This window comes from Halalkalicoccus jeotgali B3 (assembly GCF_000196895.1).
Taxonomy (GTDB): domain Archaea; phylum Halobacteriota; class Halobacteria; order Halobacteriales; family Halalkalicoccaceae; genus Halalkalicoccus; species Halalkalicoccus jeotgali.
The window spans coordinates 43,012-57,730 of sequence record NC_014297.1 but is presented as its reverse complement, the minus strand read 5'-3'; the positions used below and the strand labels follow the sequence as shown (position 1 = coordinate 57,730).

Annotated in this window: 14 protein-coding genes; 4 read left to right on the top strand and 10 right to left on the bottom strand. The window is 65.5% G+C overall.

Features of this window, described 5'->3' with window-relative positions; translation table 11 throughout:
• Positions 1–3 precede the first annotated feature (3 nt).
• Positions 4–366, top strand: a complete 363-nt coding sequence (locus tag HACJB3_RS00270) for a group I truncated hemoglobin (RefSeq protein ID WP_008419141.1) — start codon at positions 4–6, stop codon at positions 364–366.
• Here the strand turns inward: HACJB3_RS00270 and HACJB3_RS00265 are convergent.
• The 5 genes from HACJB3_RS00265 to fer all read right to left on the bottom strand — a co-directional run bounded on the left by HACJB3_RS00265 (position 342) and on the right by fer (position 4,366).
• Positions 342–1,469, bottom strand: coding sequence for a DUF7118 family protein (locus tag HACJB3_RS00265; protein WP_008419142.1), 1,128 nt, complete (start codon positions 1,467–1,469; stop codon positions 342–344). The two genes, HACJB3_RS00270 and HACJB3_RS00265, sit on opposite strands and share 25 nt — an antisense overlap.
• Positions 1,462–1,830 (bottom strand): phosphoribosyl-AMP cyclohydrolase, encoded by a 369-nt coding sequence (gene hisI, locus HACJB3_RS00260; protein WP_008419144.1) that lies wholly within the window; start codon positions 1,828–1,830, stop codon positions 1,462–1,464. The genes HACJB3_RS00265 and hisI overlap by 8 nt, the downstream gene beginning before the upstream one ends.
• Positions 1,831–2,059: 229 nt before the next feature.
• Complete coding sequence (locus HACJB3_RS00255; RefSeq protein ID WP_008419146.1) at positions 2,060–2,848, bottom strand: helix-turn-helix transcriptional regulator; 789 nt, start codon at positions 2,846–2,848, stop codon at positions 2,060–2,062.
• Positions 2,849–2,891: 43 nt separating this feature from the next.
• Positions 2,892–3,872, bottom strand: coding sequence for an A24 family peptidase (locus HACJB3_RS00250; protein WP_008419147.1), 981 nt, complete (start codon positions 3,870–3,872; stop codon positions 2,892–2,894).
• A gap of 104 nt (positions 3,873–3,976) precedes the next feature.
• On the bottom strand, positions 3,977–4,366 hold the full coding sequence (gene fer / locus HACJB3_RS00245; RefSeq protein ID WP_008419150.1) for a ferredoxin Fer: 390 nt from the start codon (positions 4,364–4,366) through the stop codon (positions 3,977–3,979).
• A 220-nt stretch (positions 4,367–4,586) separates the two neighbouring features.
• Between fer and hisA the strand changes: the two genes are divergently transcribed.
• On the top strand, positions 4,587–5,315 hold the full coding sequence (hisA, locus tag HACJB3_RS00240; protein WP_013199313.1) for a 1-(5-phosphoribosyl)-5-[(5-phosphoribosylamino)methylideneamino]imidazole-4-carboxamide isomerase: 729 nt from the start codon (positions 4,587–4,589) through the stop codon (positions 5,313–5,315).
• A 4-nt stretch (positions 5,316–5,319) separates the two neighbouring features.
• On the opposite strand, the gene HACJB3_RS00235 is transcribed toward hisA, so the two are convergent.
• On the bottom strand, positions 5,320–7,422 hold the full coding sequence (locus HACJB3_RS00235) for a minichromosome maintenance protein MCM (RefSeq protein WP_008419153.1): 2,103 nt from the start codon (positions 7,420–7,422) through the stop codon (positions 5,320–5,322).
• A gap of 261 nt (positions 7,423–7,683) precedes the next feature.
• Positions 7,684–7,986 carry a hypothetical protein gene (locus HACJB3_RS00230; RefSeq protein WP_008419155.1) on the bottom strand — a complete coding sequence of 101 codons (303 nt, stop codon included), beginning with the start codon at positions 7,984–7,986 and terminating at the stop codon, positions 7,684–7,686.
• 336 nt (positions 7,987–8,322) lie between these two features.
• On the opposite strand from HACJB3_RS00230, the gene thsB reads away from it, so the two are divergent.
• Complete coding sequence (gene thsB / locus HACJB3_RS00225) at positions 8,323–9,987, top strand: thermosome subunit beta (protein WP_049934178.1); 1,665 nt, start codon at positions 8,323–8,325, stop codon at positions 9,985–9,987.
• Positions 9,988–10,221: 234 nt separating this feature from the next.
• On the opposite strand, the gene HACJB3_RS20040 is transcribed toward thsB, so the two are convergent.
• Positions 10,222–10,371 carry a hypothetical protein gene (locus HACJB3_RS20040; protein ID WP_008419158.1) on the bottom strand — a complete coding sequence of 50 codons (150 nt, stop codon included), beginning with the start codon at positions 10,369–10,371 and terminating at the stop codon, positions 10,222–10,224.
• A gap of 207 nt (positions 10,372–10,578) precedes the next feature.
• Here HACJB3_RS20040 and HACJB3_RS00220 point away from each other — a divergent pair, with 207 nt between their 5' ends.
• A complete protein-coding gene (locus HACJB3_RS00220; protein ID WP_013199311.1) occupies positions 10,579–11,568 on the top strand; it encodes an ornithine cyclodeaminase family protein in 990 nt (329 codons plus the stop codon).
• Here the strand turns inward: HACJB3_RS00220 and HACJB3_RS00215 are convergent.
• Positions 11,561–11,767: a DUF7535 family protein gene (locus HACJB3_RS00215; RefSeq protein WP_008419163.1), complete on the bottom strand. Its 207-nt coding sequence runs from the start codon at positions 11,765–11,767 to the stop codon at positions 11,561–11,563. The two genes, HACJB3_RS00220 and HACJB3_RS00215, sit on opposite strands and share 8 nt — an antisense overlap.
• A 63-nt stretch (positions 11,768–11,830) precedes the next feature.
• Entirely contained in the window at positions 11,831–14,488 is a 2,658-nt protein-coding gene (gene leuS, locus HACJB3_RS00210) for a leucine--tRNA ligase (protein WP_008419164.1), read from the bottom strand.
• Between the last annotated feature and the right edge of the window lie 231 nt (positions 14,489–14,719).

The following is a 14,719-nucleotide window of genomic DNA, read 5'->3' as shown; positions in this document are numbered from 1 at the left end:
CGTATGCCAGAGGAAACGCTCTACGATCGGCTCGGTGGCGAGGACTCGATCGAAGCCGTCGTCGATCAGTTCTACGGCTATGTCATGGACGACGAGCTCGTCAATAGCTACTTCGAGGACGTCGACATGCAACGACAGATCGCCCACCAGACGCAGTTCATCAGCTCCGTGACCGGCGGCCCCGTCCAGTACACCGGCGAGGACATGCGGGCGGCCCACGAAGGGATGGGAATCACACCCGAGGAGTTCGACGCGATCGCGAAGCACCTCAACACGGCCCTGAAGGACTTCGACGTCCCCGCCGACGACCGCGAGGCCGTCATGACCGAGATCGCGAGCTATCAGGACGACATCGTCGGCGCGTAGCGTCCCAGGGCCTCGCGCAGTCTCTTTCGCTCATCGATCGCCCCGTCCCTGTCGGCTTCGATCGCCCCGCTTTCGAGGCGCTCGCGCTCCCCGGGCCCGAGCGCCTCTCGGGCCCGGGCGGCCCGCTGCAGGCGCTCGTACTCCGGATCGCGGGCGAGCGCCCGGACCTCCCGGAGCCGGGCGATCGTCTCCTCGGTTGCGACACGCGCGATCACCGCCCGGAGCTCGCGCAGGCGAAAGCGAAGCTCCCCGGCGGGACGGGGGGGCCAGGCCAGTTGGAACGCGCTCGCGTCGACACGCTCGATGGCCGTCCGCTGGGTAGCGATCGCCCGCTTGAGCGCGTCGGCGTCCGCGACGTAGTGATCCAGCTTCGAGCGCGAGTACCCGGCGTATTCGAGCAGCGTCGGGATCGGCTCGGTCCCTGCGTCGGCGCGTGCGACGTACGCCCGCACGTCCGCCGGGAGGGTGGGGGTCTCGACCAGCGGGTAGTGCTCGGCCCGATCGAGCAGTGAGACGACCTCCCGTGCGCTCGCCCGTTCGAGGTAGTCCGCGAAATCACGTGCGATCGCCCCGTTGTACCCCTCGATCGGGACCCGGAGGTCCGCGACCGGGGCGTCGAGGTCGACGTCCGCGAGCGCGAGCAGACGGTCGTACTCGGCGATCTCGCTCCCGAGGGTCGCGATGCGGGCCTCGACGGCCCGGCGGGCGTCGCGCAGCTCTTCGCGGGCGCTCGCGCGCTTCTTGAGGCGCTCGCAGTCCTCGGCGACCGGTGCGAGCACCTCGCGGGCGCGCTCGAAATCCCCCTCGCCCAACCGGCGCTTATCGAAGGCGTCCTCGACGGCCTCGAAGGCCTCGCGGTGGGCGAGGTCGTCGGGGAGCCCCGAGACGACCGCTTCGAGCCCGCTCTGGAACTCGATGAACCCCGCGAAGTCGCCCGTTCCGGTCGCTCGCCCCTCGTAGCGCTCGAACAGCTCCCGCAGGCGCTCGTGGGCGCGGTCCAGTCGCCGGAGTTCGTCCTCGCCGATCTCCTCGACGGCCGCGCTGGCGGCCTCGTGGCGGTCGTAGGCGTCGGCCAGCCGGGATTCGGGATCGCGCTCAGTCATACACGTCGTCGGGATCGAACTCCTCCCGGCCGACGTGCTCGCCCTCGACGGTCCGGTAGAAACACGTGCGGTGGCCGGTGTGACAGGCCCCGCCCTCCTGATCGACGAGATACAGCAGGGTGTCGCCGTCGCAGTCGACGCGGATCTCGCGGACCGACTGTGTGTGACCGCTGGTCGCGCCCTTCTCCCAGAGTTGCCCGCGGCTGCGCGAGTAGTAGTGGGCGCGGTCGGTTTCGCGGGTCCGTTCGAGGGCCTCGTGGTTCGCGTACGCGAGCATCAGGACGTCCCCGGTCCCGGCGTCCTGAGCGATCACGGGTACCAGCCCCCGGTCGTCGAACTCCACGTCGGGTGCGTCGCTCATGGATCGAATGAGCCGCTGGCGGCGAATAGGTCTTCCGTGTCGGTCGATTGACCGTCGAAAGCAGGAGCGTGGATCGGCGGTGCGACCACGAGCGCAGGGGGGTATTGGGCCATCCGGGTGCGTCGTCAGGGACACCGCCGATCCGGCACGCCGGCCGGCCCACATCCGGGCGAACGGACCGATGACCCCTATAGCTACCTTCCGGTACATGTCCCACGCCGTCGGACACCTACGAGGGTAGCGCCGTCGCGTCGACCTCGCGGGCCGCGGTCCGGTGGGTCTCGTAGGCGACCAACGCCTCCTCGCGGACGTCGGGGTCGCCCCACTCGAAGCAGGCGACGAACTGCCCCGCCTCATAGGCGCCAAGAAACACCCGCTGGCCGACAATCGAGAGGCCGAACGAAAAGGAGTTGGGATGGGCGTATACGACGAGTTCCTCGGTCGCCACGGCGTCGTCGAACTCGGTTCCGTAGTCGTGTTTCGAGGCCGACAGCGCCGCCGAATCCAACACGAGTTCGCCCTCCGCACCCGCATCGAGCAGCGACCGGTGGGCCTCGTTGAACAGCGGACTGACGACCGGCACGATGCCGAGGAACCGCGAGGGATCGAGTTCGCGAACGCGCTCGGTGTAGTAGCGAAGCGGGGCGTGGGGATCGCCCTGGGTGGCCGTGACGACGGTCGCGCTCTCGAGGACTGACGGCGACAGGGACATGCCGGCCTCCGCGAGCGGTTCGAGGCTTTCGCCGTACTCCTCGACGAGCGAGACGGTGGCGATCAGTTCCTCGTAGGCCCCGAGCACGAGTCGGCCCCCGACCGTGTCCGTATAGCCGCCTTCGACCCGACTGGCCCAGCCCAGATCGACCAGGTCCTTGAGGTTGCGGTGGGTCGCCGAACGCGAGAGGTCGAGGCGCTCGACGAGTTCGGCGGGGCGCAGCGGCCCGTCGCCGAGGGCACTCAGCAGAGAGACACGGTTCGAGGTGGTCGCGAGAAAGCGAACCCGGTCGTCCGGCGGTGACATCGTCCGAGTGCTTCGGGCCGAGCGTTATAGTGTTTACGTCACGCTATACCACACCCACGATCCGGAGGGCGCCGGTCAGCACGTCGCCGTAGACGAGCGCGACCAGCAGACCCACGAGGATCGGGACCAGAAACGGGATCCCCGGCGAGATCCATACCGTCTCGCGGGTGGTGAGCACGTCCAGCCCCTCGCGCAAGCCTTCGGCGGTCGTGCCGTAGGCCGACCCGACGTCCGCGAGAAAGGCCTCCGCGCCCCACTCGTCCTCGTTCCTTCGCGACGGGTTCGTTCGCTCACCGCCGTCAGGTCGGAGGTCCGAGGGGGATCGCAACCCGTCGGTTTGCTCACCACCGTCCGCGATCGCGCCGTCGCCCGCCGGGGCCGGTTCGGCGGGCAACGAGCCGGGATCCCGGAAGCGTGCGGGATCCTCTCGCAGCGCCGAAAGCGTCGTCCCGCGCCAGCGAAGGTACATCCGCAGGGCGTCGAGGTCGAGTCCCGACCGGGTGAACCCCTCGCCGTCCTCGAGCACTCGCCCGTGGGTCCGCTCGGCGTCCGACCAGTGGACCGGCCGGCCGACGACCATCAGCGCCGTGAGCCGGCCCGAAAGCGCGTTCCGGACCGCGAGCACGAGCGGGTAACAGGCCCCGACGAGGACAGTGTTGGCGAGGATCGTCAGCGCGAACGCCCCAGTGGGGGTCGCGACGACCGGCACCAAATAGGGCCCGATCTCGTAGGTGGGATAGGTCGGAAAGAGCAGTGCAAGAACGATCAGGGCCTTCGCGTCCGCGCCGCCGAACGCCCCGAAGCGCCAGAACCCGTAGGCGGCGGGGATCACGAGTAACAGGCTGATCGCCGCCCCGACGAGGAAGTACGCCCACGTCAGCCCGCCCGCGAAATAGGAGGCGATCCCGTCCCAGACGAAGAGGACGGCCGCGAGCGCGAACAGCGGCGTCCACGTCCGAGCGGGAACCCGGCGGGTCCGCACGTCCCGATGGGCCGCCCAGGCGAGGACGGGAACACAGAGCAAACGCAGGAGGTCCGGTACCGTAGCGAACACGGCTGTGAAGCCGTGGCCGGCGGGTGTATATTTTGTGGCTCGAAAAAGTGAACGAAACGACGGAACGACCGTTCTCAGATGACGCGGTTCTGGAGGTAGTCGAGGTGTTTCGCGTTGTAGACGATCTTGACCGTGTCGGCGGCGGGCGAACCGATGCAGGTCAGACGGACGTTCTTGTCGTCGACTTCCTCGTCTGAGAGGATCTGTTGCATGTCCATCTCGATCTCGCCTTCCTTGAGGATCGCCGCGCAGTTCGCACACGCACCGGCGCGACACGAGAAGGGCCAGTCGTAGCCCTGGGCCTCGGCGGCCTCGAGGATGTACTCGCCCTCGTTGACGTCGAGACTCCCGTAGTCCTCCTCGTCGAGGCCGGCGTCGGCGGCCTGGTCGAAGAGGTCGTCGTCGTCGATGTCCCAGCCCTGGTCGTCCAGCGTCTCGTAGTTGAGGTATTCTACTGTTGGCATCACTCGACCGTTCGTCGGCATACCTGTTAGACCTTGCTGTTCATTTCCAGATCATCTCTTTTACGGATTACGGCACTCTCGAACCCCACAACGGCTACATTCTGATATAATTTGGCCGTAAATTTGGCCGACCAAAACCCGCTTGAGCGCCTGTAGACGGGGATCGACGTCGCGGACTCCGACCGGTGTGTTTAGGCCCGCACTCTCCGTGGGCGACACCATGTTCGAGGAATTCGAGGTGATTCCTGCGGTCGATATGCAGGACGGCGAGGTCGTCCAGCTGGTACAGGGCGAACGCGGCACCGAGAAACGCTACGGCGAGCCCGCCGCGGCCGCCCGTCGCTGGGTCGAAGCCGGCGCACGCACTCTCCATCTGGTCGATCTCGACGGCGCCTTCGAGGGTGAACGGGAAAACGCCGCGGCAGTCGCGGCCGTCCTCGAAACCGTCGACAGCGAGCTCGCAGTCCAACTGGGCGGGGGGATTCGGACCGCCGAGGACGCGATCGAACTACTGGATCGGGGCGTCGACCGCGTGATCCTCGGCACGGCGGCGGTCGAGAGCCCCGAGATCGTTCGGGAGATCAGCGAAGAACACGAGAACAGCGTGATGGTCGGCCTCGACGCGAAAGAGGGTGAGGTCGTCGTCTCGGGATGGACCGAAGGCACCGGGTTGGACCCCGCCGAGGTCGCCGCCCGCTACGAGGAGTTGGGTGCCGGCGCGATCCTCTTTACGAACGTGGACGTCGAAGGTCAGTTGGAGGGCGTAAAAACAGACCCGGTCGAACGGGTCGCCGAGGCGGTGTCGATCCCCGTCGTCGCCAGCGGCGGGGTCGCCAGCCTCGACGACATCCGCGCGCTGAAGGCGGCCGGTGCGGACGCGGTCGTCGTCGGGACCGCACTCTACGAGGGGCGGTTCTCGCTCGAAGAAGCGATCGAAGCGGTCTCCTAAGTCCTCAGACCAGCCTGAGGTGGTCCTGATCGGGCGAATAGATCTCGCCCTTGTCCCGAAGCTTCTGGATCTCGTGTTCGGCCTTGCTGTCCTCGATGCCCGCCTCGGCGGCCCGTTCGATGACTTTCTCTTGGGGTGCGCCGGGTTCGCCGTCGTACTCCTCCTGTAGCTCGCGAATGATCTCCTTGATTCCCTTCACTCGATCCCGCTGGGTCTTCGAGCGGCCCGTCTCGATCACGTCGACGTCGTACTCGCCGGTTTCGGGGTCGACGCCGATGTCCTGCAGACAGGAGCGCACGATCTCGATGACGCGTTCGGCGTCCTCGCGCTCGACGGTATCGGAAAGCCGGACGCGGGCGCTCGCCTCCGCGAGCCTGACGAGCGCTTCGAGCTTCCGGGCCGTGACGGGGACGGGTGCGTCCTCGTCGGCGCCCTTCGAGCGTAGGTCGACGTAGAACTCCTGGATCGCCTCGCGGGCCTCGTCGGTCATCCGGGGGAAACAGCTCTGTTGGGCGTACGCGATGTACTTTCTCAGCAACTCGGCGTCGATGTCGGGGGCGACCTCCTCGGTGACAGCGTCGACCTCCTCGCGGGTGACGTCGGGCGAGGGGAGGTTGGTCCGCTGGGTGTTCAACTCGCCGGCATAGTTCGTCTGGAGGATGTGCTGGGCGAGCTTGCGGTCCTCGTCGGGGTCCGGTTTGTCCGTAACGGTGAAGATCAGATCGAACCGCGAGATCAGCGCGGGTTCGAGGTCGATCTGCTCGCCGATTGGCTCGTACTGGTCGAACCGCCCGTACTTCGGGTTTGCCGCACCCAGAAGCGAACACCGCGATTTGAGGGTGGCGTTGATCCCGGCCTTCGAGATCGAGATCGACTGCTGTTCGAGCGCCTCGTGCATCGCCGAGCGGTCCTCGGGGCGCATCTTGTCCAGTTCGTCGACCGCGGCGATGCCTCGGTCGGCGAGCACCAGTGCGCCGGCCTCAAGCGTCCACTGCTGGCCCTCGCCGAAGTCGTCGCGTACTGCGGCGGCCGTCAGCCCCGCTGATGAGGAGCCCTTCCCGGAGGTGTACACGGAACGCGGCGCGATGTTGCGGATGTACTGCAACAGCGCGGACTTCCCGGTCCCGGGGTCCCCGATCAGGAGCATGTGCATATCACCGCGGGTGCGCGAGCCGTCGGGCAGGTGTTTCGTCACCCCGGAAAACAGCTGGAGGGTCATCGCGAGTTTCGCCTGGCGATGGCCGTAGATCGAGGGTGCGAGGCTGTCGACCATCCGCTCGTAGATGTTCGGATCTGAGGAGAGTTCGACGATGGCCTGTTTGTCCTCGTTGGTGATCTCCATGTCCTCGAACTGCTCCTCTTCGACCTCGACCGCGTGGCCGTCCATGTAGATGTCGAACATGGTCGACTTCTCCTGGTTCGAGCCCTGCTGTTCGAGGTGGAGCACGCCCGTCACGCGGACGTGATCGCCCGCGGTGACCTCGCCAGTCACATCGTCCTCGATGTGGACGTCCAGGCTCTGGGGCGTCTCGCCGCCGCGCAGCCCCTCGGGACTCTCCTGTACGCGGAGCTTCTGGGCGTCGATGAACTCCGACTGGTCGAAGTTGATCCTGAACGGGCCCTGGCGTTCACAGCCCGAACACTGGTGGGGCTCCTGGAAATCGCCGCCGGTCTGTGGGATCCGGGTGAGGGTGCCACAGCGCTGGCACTCGAAGGCCGCCTGCTCGATCTTCGGGCGGACGTCGGTGGCCTTGCGGACGATTCCACGCACCTCGACGAGCGTATTGACGTTCTTCGAGCGGATCTCCCGGATGTCGGTCGCGCCGGGGAGGTTCCGGACCCGGACGTGGGCCTGCCCGAGGCTCACGTCGACCGGGAGGTCGTAGAGGCGAAGCGCCTCCTCGGCGTACGGTTGCATCTGCTCGGGCTGATTTCGAAAGTCGTCGGCAACGTCGGGGTCGAAGCGGTTCAGGTCGGCCCAGTCGAGATAGAGCGAACGCTGTTCGTTCGGGTAGTGCTGTGCCAGCGTGCCGATCTCGTCGTGATAATAGGTCCGATAGAACTCCTCGAAGCGGCCGACAAGCTCCTGATTCTCCGCACTAGCCATACTACTTTCTGTAGCCCCCGACCGAGTATGAACCTTCGGAACGCACTTCTTTACTCATAAGAGACGGTTTCGCCGTCCCTGCGTCTCGGAAATCGAAGACTTCCGGTGACGTCGGGTGTCCTCGCACCTATGGGCGTCACCGGAACTCAGAGCGTTCCGGTTTTCTACAGGACTCCGTCCGGTAACGCTGTGGGCACCACTCCTCGCACAAACTTGCACTAAACCCCCCTCGCCCACTCTCGTTCGCTTGCGGTGCGGCGCTTATACGACCGCAATGCTGGCGACCGAAAGCAGCGCTATTGCGCCGAAGACTTTCATTCCGGTGAGGTACGGTTCTCGCCGTCGGTAGTAATCCCCCGTGACGATACCGAACGCGCCTATCAGCGCACCGACCGTGACCGACGTCACGGTTCCGACCCATGCGATGACGGCGGGGTTGTCCCAGTCGATCCCGCCTCCCCAATACGAGACGAGAAGCCCGACCAGACAGTACCCGACCACGAGACCGACTATCACCTCCGTCCGATTCCGTGGCTGAAACCAGCGGTCCAGTTCGCTCACCATGGGATCATATACCATTTTCTTCTTATTAACGATTCTGGCAGTTCCGAACGGACCGAGGAGAGAAGCGATCCACTACGTGTCGGCCTGCTTCATACCCCGACAGTCGGTCGCCGACGTAGGGGTCGCCCTCCCGGAGGCTCCCGTACCCGTTCTGTATTTAAACCACTTCTAATCGAACCGCCGTTCACCTGGAGAACACTGATAGCATGTCACATGAATCGGCGTGATGTACCGGAAAACAGGTATTTCGACCGATATCCTTCGGTCTGCGAAAGACACCGGATTGGCGGAAACCGGTATTTTTATATAGAACCACAAACAACGATTCGGATGACTATGAGCCAGCGAATGCAGCAGGGTCAGCCCATGATCATCATGGGTGACGACGCACAGCGCGTACAGGACCGCAACGCGCAGGATTACAACATCTCTGCGGCACGAGCGGTGGCGGAGTCGGTTCGCTCGACGCTCGGCCCCAAGGGGATGGACAAGATGCTCGTCGACTCGATGGGCTCGGTCACCATCACCAACGACGGCGTGACCATCCTCAAGGAGATGGACATCGACAACCCGACGGCCGAGATGATCATCGAAGTCGCCGAGACGCAGGAGGACGAGGCCGGCGACGGCACCACGACTGCGGTCGCGATCGCTGGCGAGCTCCTGAAAAACGCCGAGGACCTCCTCGAACAGGACATCCACCCGACGGCGATCATCAAGGGCTTCCACATGGCGAGCGAGCAGGCCCGCCAGGAGGTCGACAACGTCGCCGAGCAGGTCGATTCGAACGACGAGGAGCTCCTGAAGAAGGTCGCTGAGACGTCGATGACCGGCAAAGGCGCCGAGCTCAACAAGGAGCACCTCGCCCAGCTGATCGTCGACGCAGTCAGCCAGGTCACCGTCGAGACCGACGAGGGCGACAACGTCGTCGACCTCGAGTTCCTCGAAATCGAGACCCAGACCGGCCGCTCCGCGAGCGAGAGCGAACTCCTCGAGGGGGCCATCGTCGATAAGGACCCCGTCCACGACGACATGCCCACCGAGGTCGAGGACGCGAAGGTCCTCCTGCTGAACGAGGCCATCGAGGTCGAGGAGGCCAACGCCGATACGAATGTGAGCATCGACAGTCCCGACCAGCTCCAGCAGTTCCTCGATCAGGAGGAGGCCCAGCTCAAACAGAAAGTCGAGCAGATCAAAGAGACCGGCGCGAACGTCGTCTTCTGCCAGAAGGGCATCGACGACCTCGCCCAGCACTACCTCGCGAAGGAGGGCATCCTGGCGGTCCGGCGCGCGAAGAAGTCCGACCTCGAGTTCTTGAAGGAGGTTCTCGACGCCGCGGTCGTCTCCGATCTCGACAGCGCGACCGAGGCCGAACTCGGCTACGGTAGCGTCACGCGCGACGAGACCGACGAGATGTTCTACGTCACCGGCGAGGACGCCCACGGCGTCACCTTGCTCCTTCGGGGCTCGACCGAGCACGTCGTCGACGAGCTCGAACGGGGAATCAGCGACGCGCTCGAAGTCGTCGCACAGACCGTTTCGGACGGTCGCGTGCTGGCGGGCGGCGGCGCAGTCGAGGTCGAAGTCGCCTCGCGCCTGCGTGACTACGCCGACTCCGTTTCGGGTCGCGAGCAGCTCGCCGTCGAGGCCTTCGCGGACGCGCTCGAACTCGTTCCCCGTGTGCTCGCGGAGAACGCCGGCCTCGATTCGATCGACACGCTCGTGGACCTGCGCTCGGCCCACGAGTCGGGCGACGAACACGCCGGACTGAACGTGTTCTCGGGCGACGTCGAGGACACCTTCGAGGCGGGCATCGTCGAGCCGGCTCACGCCAAAGAGCAGGCGCTGACCTCCGCGACGGAGGCGGCGAACCTCGTGCTCAAGATCGACGACATCATCTCCGCCGGCGACCTCTCGACGGACAAGGGCGACGACGAGGGCGGCGCGCCCGGCGGTATGGGCGGCATGGGCGGTATGGGCGGCATGGGCGGCGCGATGTGAGGCGAGGAAGCTTCACTTCGCCCGTCGATGTGAAATCGGTCCCGGATCGCCTCCTATCGACCGCTCGTCCGTCCGAAGAACGCGATCGGTAGTCGGATACGAACTCGCTTTGCTTTTTCAGGCGTTCGTCACTATCCTCGGGCGATTGCATCGCGATTTCCGATGCCTACCCGCGGCTGATCGCCCGGAAAACGACGGTGTGATCCCATCCGAACCGTCGGATGCGTGATCCGCTTATATTATCCGTCGAGTCACGAACAGGAGAACGCCCACGACGAGGAGACCGATTCCCCAGTAAAACGAGGGATACGGCAGGTACGCTAGCACGAGCGTGACGATTCCGGACGTGATCAGCGACCACCCGGCCGTCGTTCGAAAGGCCATATCCTCCCTCGAGTATCCGAGTCAATAAAGTCGGTGCCGGCCCGGGCCGTGTGGGGCGAGGTTCCGTCGGCTCGCGAGGCGACGAAACTCGTCGTCTGCGGTGTGTATCGGACGTCCCGCGCAGTCAGTCGTCACCCCGATTACGTTTCGAACCGCCGGTCTACCCGTTCAGATGGAATTAAGTAGGGCTCCGCGATAGTTGCCGCTATGCAAACGCTGCTTTTGAACGGCGAGGACGTCGCCGAGAACGCGCGCCTCTCGGAGCTCATCCCCGCGATCGAGGACGCCTTTGCGGCCTACGAGCGCGGCGACGCCCAGATGCCGCCCAAATCCTACATCGACCTGCCCCAGTACAACGGCGACTTCCGCTCGATGCCCGCGTATCTCGACGCCGGATCGTGGGACGCCGCCGGCATCAAGTGGGTGAACGTCCACCCGGACAACCCGCGCGATCACGACCTGCCGACGGTGCTCGGCACGATGATCTACTCGGACCCCGAGACGGCACTTCCGCTCGCGGTCATGGACGGCACCGAACTCACGATGCAGCGCACCGGCGCGGCCGCCGCGGTCGCCACCGACCACCTCGCCGTCCCCGACGCGAGCTCGATGGGGATCGTCGGCGCGGGCGTCCAGGCGTACACCCAACTGGAGGCCATCGCCGAGATCCGTCCCATCGAGCGGGTCGTGATCAGCGACCTCGACGACGAGCGCGTCGAGCGGTTCGTCTCGCGTTTCGAGGGTCGCTTCGACGTTTCGGCCGGGTCGATCGAGGAGGCCGCCTCCTGTGACGTCCTCTCGACCGTGACGCCGGTCGAGAGCCCGCTCGTCTCTCCCGAGGTGGTCGGCGAGCACACCCACATCAACGCGATGGGCGCGGACGCCGAGGGCAAACACGAGATCGCGGACGAGGTCCTCCTCGACGCGAAACTCGTCATCGACGACCACGCCCAGACCACCCACTCGGGCGAGATCAACGTCCCCTACAACACGGGCGTCCTGACCGACGCGGACATCCACGCCGCGATCGGCGAGATCGTCGTCGGGAACCGGGAGGGACGCACGCCCAAGGACGGCGTGACGGTGTTCGACTCGACGGGACTGGCCATTCAGGACGTGGCCGCGGCTCACGTCGTCTACGAACACGCCGCCGAGAACGACAACGGCTACCCGTTCGACCTGCTCGGGCTCAACTAGCCCGTTGGTGGATCGCCCCGAAGACCTTGTTCAGCACCCAGACGATGATCATGAACGGAAGCAGGGGAACGAGCAACACCAACAGCACGAGGAAGTACGCGATCCCGATGAGGTTCATCTCCTCGTCCGAACGCCCGCGGTAGTACGGCGTCACCGTCCGCAGGGTCTTTTTCGTCGTGGAGTCCTCCGATTCGCTCATATCTCGAATAGATCGCCTGACAGGATAACCCTTTTCGCGCCGGCGTTATAGGGGAACCGGCGATCAGTCCTCGATGTGGATCGCCGGCCGGCCGGGTTCGGCTTTCCGCAGGACTTCCTCGTCGGCCTCGTCGGCGCGGATAACCTCGACGTCGGCGTCGAACTCGCGTTCGAGCAGCCACGCGGCGGCTTCGAGCGCCTCGTGTTCCGCTTCGGAGGAAAGGGTCCTCGACAGGGCTTCGCGTTCGGCCTGCAGGTCCTGGCCGTAGCTCGCGGCGGCGTCGCCCTGTTCGCGGATGTGGGATTCGCCCATGAGTTCGCCGATCAGGTTCTCGGCGTCGCTCTCGATCGCGATCTCCAAGGCGTCGTACTTCCAATCGGGGGCGATCACGACCGCGATCGACTCGGGGTTCTCGATGCCGGCGACCTCGACGATGTCCCGGACGTCCTCGCGGGTGTTCTCGATCAGCCGCCGGCGCTTTTCGACGCGCGTGCGGTCGATCTCGGCGCTCGGCCAGTCGGCCTCGACGACGAACCCCTCGGCGTCCAGCGACTCCCATAGTTCCTCGGCGAGGTGGGGTGTGACAGGCGCGAGCAGGCGGACGACCGCCGACAGCCCGCGCCCGTAGGTCTCCCCGTGGGGCGTAGTGTACCCGGCGTACTGGCGCAAGGTCCGAACCAGTCCCTGGGTCTCCCGCAGCGCCTCGTTGAACCGCAGCGCCTCGTACTCGTCGGTGGCGACGGCGACCGTCGCGTCGATCTCGCTGTCGACGTAGCCGGCGACGGCGTCGTTTTCGCCATTCGGTTCGTTCTCCGCAAATGCCTCGACCGTTTCCTTCAGGCGACCGAGGAAGGCGTTCGTCGAGCGCACGCCCTCCTCGCTCCAGTCGAAGTCCCGCTCGGGCTGGGCGGCCTGCATCATGAACAGGCGGGCGGTGTCGGCGCCGTACTCCTCGACGATGCGCTGGGGCGAGACCGTGTTGCCCTTCGATTTCGACATCTTCTCGCCCTCCAACTGGACCATCCCCTGTGCGAGCAGGTTCCGGAAGGGTTCGCGGTGTTCGAGGCCCTCGTGGTCGGCCAGCACCTTCGTGAAAAAGCGCGAATAGAGCAGGTGCATCACGGCGTGTTCGATCCCGCCGACGTACTGGTCGACGGGCATCCAGTCGTTGGCCCGCTCGCGGTCGAACGGGGCCTCGTCGAGGTCGGGTGAGACATACCTGAGGAAATACCACGAGGAGTCGACGAACGTGTCCATCGTGTCGGTTTCTCGCTCCGCGGGCCCGCCACACGCCGGACAGGTCGTCTCCTTCCACTCCTCGGTGGCATCCAGCGGGTTGCCGGTCGTGTTGACGAACTCTGGAAGCTCAACGGGGAGGTCCTCCTCGGGCACCATGACGGGTCCGCAGTCGGGACAGTGGACGACCGGGATCGGCGTCCCCCAGTAGCGTTGGCGGGAGATGCCCCAGTCGCGCAGGTGGTACTGCGTCGACTCCTCGGCGCTCTCGATTCCCTCGGTGAGGCGCTCGCGGGCGGTCTCGCTGTCGAGGCCGGAGTACTCGCCCGAGTTCACGAGCACGCCGTCCTCGGTATAGGCTTCCTCCCCGACGTCGGGTGCTTCAAGAACCGTCTCGCCGTCCCAGTCGTCGGGCTCGGGGGCGATGACCGGCTTGATCTCGATGTCGTGTTTCGTCGCGAAGGCGTGGTCGCGCTCGTCGTGGCCCGGCACGGCCATCAACGCCCCGGTCCCGACGTCCGAGAGCACGAAGTCCGCAACGTAGACCGGAATCTCCTCGCCGGTGGCGGGGTTCGTCGCCGTCAGGCCGGTCGCCACGCCGTTTGGCTCGTCGCCATCGGGGTCGGCCTCCTCCTCGACGAACTGGCGGATCTCGTCGTTTTCCGTGGCCAGCGCCTCGCTGATCCGGTGATCCGGTGCGAGCGCAAAGAAGGTCGCGCCGTGGATGGTATCGACGCGGGTGGTGAAGGCCTCGACCGAGCCGTACCCCTCTACGGGGAACTCCAGTTCGGTCCCGTACTGGCGTCCGATCCAGTTTCGCTGCATCTGGCGCACGGAGTTCGGCCACCCCTCCAGGTCGTCGATCGCCTCCAGTAGTTCGTCCGCGTATTCCGTAATCGACAGGAACCACTGTTCGAGTTCGCGCTGGACGACGGGGGTCCCACAGCGCCAGCACAGTTCGTCCTCACCCTCGACCTGCTCGTCGGCCAACACCGTCTCGCAGTTGGGACACCAGTTGACCTCGGCGTCCCGCCGTTCGACAAGCCCCTCCTCGTGAAAGCGCTCGAAGAGCCACTGGTTCCACTTGTAGTACTCGGGGGTACAGGTGGTGATCTCGCGGTCCCAGTCGTAGCCGAATCCCATCGACTTCATCTGGCCGCGCATCGTCTCGATGCAGTCCATCGTCCAGTCCCGGGGGTTCGTATCCCGTTCCTTGGCGGCGTTCTCGGCGGGCAGGCCGAAGGCGTCCCAGCCCATCGGGTGGAGCACCTCATCGCCGGTCATGCGGCGATATCGGGCGTAGGCGTCCGTGATCGTGTAGTTCCGAACGTGGCCCATGTGGAGTTTGCCCGAGGGGTACGGGTACATTCCCAGGACGTACGTCGGGTCCTCGGCGCCGTCGGGCGTCCGGTAGGCGTCCGCGTCGGCCCACACCGTCTGCCAGCGCTCCTCGATCGCCGTGTGGTCGTAGTCCCGTTCGCTCATCTCTTATATACGGATGGGCGAGAGGTCTCCCTATAGCTTTCCATCCGACGGTTCTTCCCAGGGTTCGGTGCGTCGGAAATCGACTCGGCTCCTCGGGGCCGGCCCGTTTTCGTATCCGGGCGCGATAACTGATTGAGAACTTAAACACGTTGCTCACACAAGCGTGTAACTTGTTCATGCAGATCGACACGTACTATATACGTTATTGATATCATTCGGTCGTGGGTCGGA